This window comes from Acidovorax sp. KPB24-07 (assembly GCF_057543315.1).
The window spans coordinates 1-2,446 of record NZ_BAAJYS010000461.1; the positions used below are offsets into that span (position 1 = coordinate 1).

At 70.5% G+C, this 2,446-nt stretch carries 2 protein-coding genes; both read left to right on the forward strand.

From position 1 onward, the window contains the following. A partial coding sequence (locus AC27IQ_RS22565; RefSeq protein WP_487090869.1) for a GNAT family N-acetyltransferase/peptidase C39 family protein occupies positions 1-923 on the forward strand: 923 nt, incomplete at its 5' end. A gap of 1 nt (position 924) precedes the next feature. After that, positions 925-2,446 (forward strand): RimK family protein (locus AC27IQ_RS22570; protein ID WP_487090870.1); only part of this gene is annotated, 1,522 nt, incomplete at its 3' end.

Sequence of the window (2,446 nt, forward strand, 5' to 3'; positions counted from 1 at the left end):
GTGGTCCTGCGCCGCCGGGCACCTCGGTGGCGCGGCTGTATTCCATCGCCGTTGCGCCCCAGGCGCGCCACGGCGGCATCGCCAGTGCGTTCCTGGCCGAGGCGCTGGACTGCGCGCGCCATTGGGGCTGCGCCCTGCTGCGTCTGGAGAGCCGGGCCGAGAACGTGGCCGCCCACCGGCTGTTCCAGCGCTTCGGGTTCGTGGCGGTGGGCCGCGCGCCCGGCTACTACGCGGACGGCGCGGATGCGATCCGCTTCGAGAAGGACGTGTTCGACGGCCACCGCCGGGACCGGCTGATGCTGCCGGGGGCCCGGCACTACGGACAGACACTGGAGTTCACCTGCGGCCCATGCGCGCTGCTGATCGCCATGTCGGCCCTGGCGCCGGACACCGTGCTGGACCAGGCCGCCGAGATCCGCCTGTGGCGCGAGGCGACCACGGTGTTCATGGCCGCGGGCCATGGCGGCTGCGGCCCGTTCGGCCTGGCCTGCGCCGCCCTGCGCCGTGGCTTCGGTGTGGCGGTGTACGCCGCCGCGGGCTCGTCGCTCTTCATGGACAGCGTGCGCGAGCCCCACAAGAAGCGCGTGATCCAGCGCGTGGAGGACGATTTCCGCGCCGAACTGGTCGCGCATGGCGCGCCGGTGTTCGCGCTGCCCGTCTCGCCCGAGGGCGTGATCGAGCAGTTGCGCCACGGGCACGTGCCCATCGTGCTCATCAGCCTGTGGCGCCTGCACCGTGAAAAGGCGCCGCACTGGGTCGTCATCACCGGGTTCGACGGCACGGTCTTTCGGGTGCTGGACCCGATGGCCCGTTCGGGCGAGGGCGACGGCGGTGTGTCGGTGAGCCTGTCCGAATTCAAGAAGATGGCCCGCTACGGGCGCCGCCGCCGGACAGCGGCCGTCATCCTGTCCAGAAAGCCTTGAAGTGACTTCAGAACATGTGATCGTGGTGGAAAGACGCTCGGATTTCCGCTGGAGCGACCCCGGGGTGCGCATCGTCACCGCGGAGGCGTTCATCGCCGAGGAGCCGCGCCCGCGAGCGCGTGCGCGCAAGGTCACCAACCTGTGCCGCAACTACAGCTACCTGGGCATGGGCTACTACTGCTCGCTGCTGGCCGAAGCGCGGGGCGACCGGGTCACGCCCAGCGTCGAGACCATCGTGGCACTGCAGCGCGGCAAGCAGCAGGCGGGTTCGCTGGCCGCGCTGGACCGCCTGATCGGTCCGCTGGACAGCGTGCCGCAGTCCGTCAGCTCGCTCACCCTGCACGTGTTCTTCGGGCTGACGGAGGACGCCGAACTGACCGCCCTTGCGCGCAAGAGCTTCGAGCTGTTCCGCTGCCCGCTGCTGCGGCTGCACCTGCAGCGGCGCGAGCCATCGCCCGGCTGGCATGTCGCCGCGCTGCAATCGCTGGATCCGCGCGATGTGGATGCCCACCGCGACGGCCTGTTCGACGAGGCCCTGGCGCATTTCACGCGCCGCCACTGGCGCCCCGCCGCGCCGGTGGCCGCGCCGCGCATGGACCTGGCCATCCTGCACGACCCCAACGACCCGCTGCCGCCGTCCAGCCGCCGCACGCTGCAGAAGATCGTGGACGTGGGCCAGGACATGGGCATCGCGGTCGAACTGATCGAGAAGAAGGATTTCTCGCGCCTGACCCAGTTCGATGCGCTCTTCATCCGCGAGACCACGGCGGTCAACCACCACACCTTCCAGTTCGCCAAGAAAGCCGCGGCCGAGGGCATGCCGGTGATCGACGATCCGGTCTCCATCCTGCGATGCACCAACAAGGCGTACCTGGCCGAGCTGCTCAAGGGCCACGGCATCGCCACGCCGCGCACGCACCTCGTGAGCCGCCGCACGCTGGGCGATCTGCCGCGGGGCCTGGCCTACCCGGTGGTGGTGAAGGTGCCGGACGGCTCGTTCAGCCGCAGCGTGAAGAAGGCCGAGAACGCCGAGGCGCTGCACGCCATTGCGCGCGAAATGCTCCGCGAGTCCGGGATCATCCTGCTGCAGGAATTCATGTACACCGACTTCGACTGGCGCATCGGCCTGGTGGGCGGGGAGCCCCTGTTCGCAGCGAAGTACTACATGTGCGAGGGCCACTGGCAGATCCTGCGGCACGGCGAAGACGGCGGGTACGTGGAGGGCCGCACGCAGGCCGTGTCCCTGGATGCCGTGCCGCCGCCGGTGCTGCAGGCCGCCACGCGCGCGGCGCGGCTGGTCGGCAACGGCTTTTACGGCGTGGACCTCAAGTGCAATGCGGCCGGCGCCCATGTGATCGAGATCAACGACAACCCCAACCTGGACGCCGGCGTGGAGGATGCGCTGGTGGGCGATGCGCTGTACCGCACGCTGCTGGGCCATCTGCTCGCGCGCATGGACTGGCGGCTGAACCGGGAGGGCGCTGCGCCCCCCTGCAGCGGGCCGGCGCCGCGGCATCCGGCCG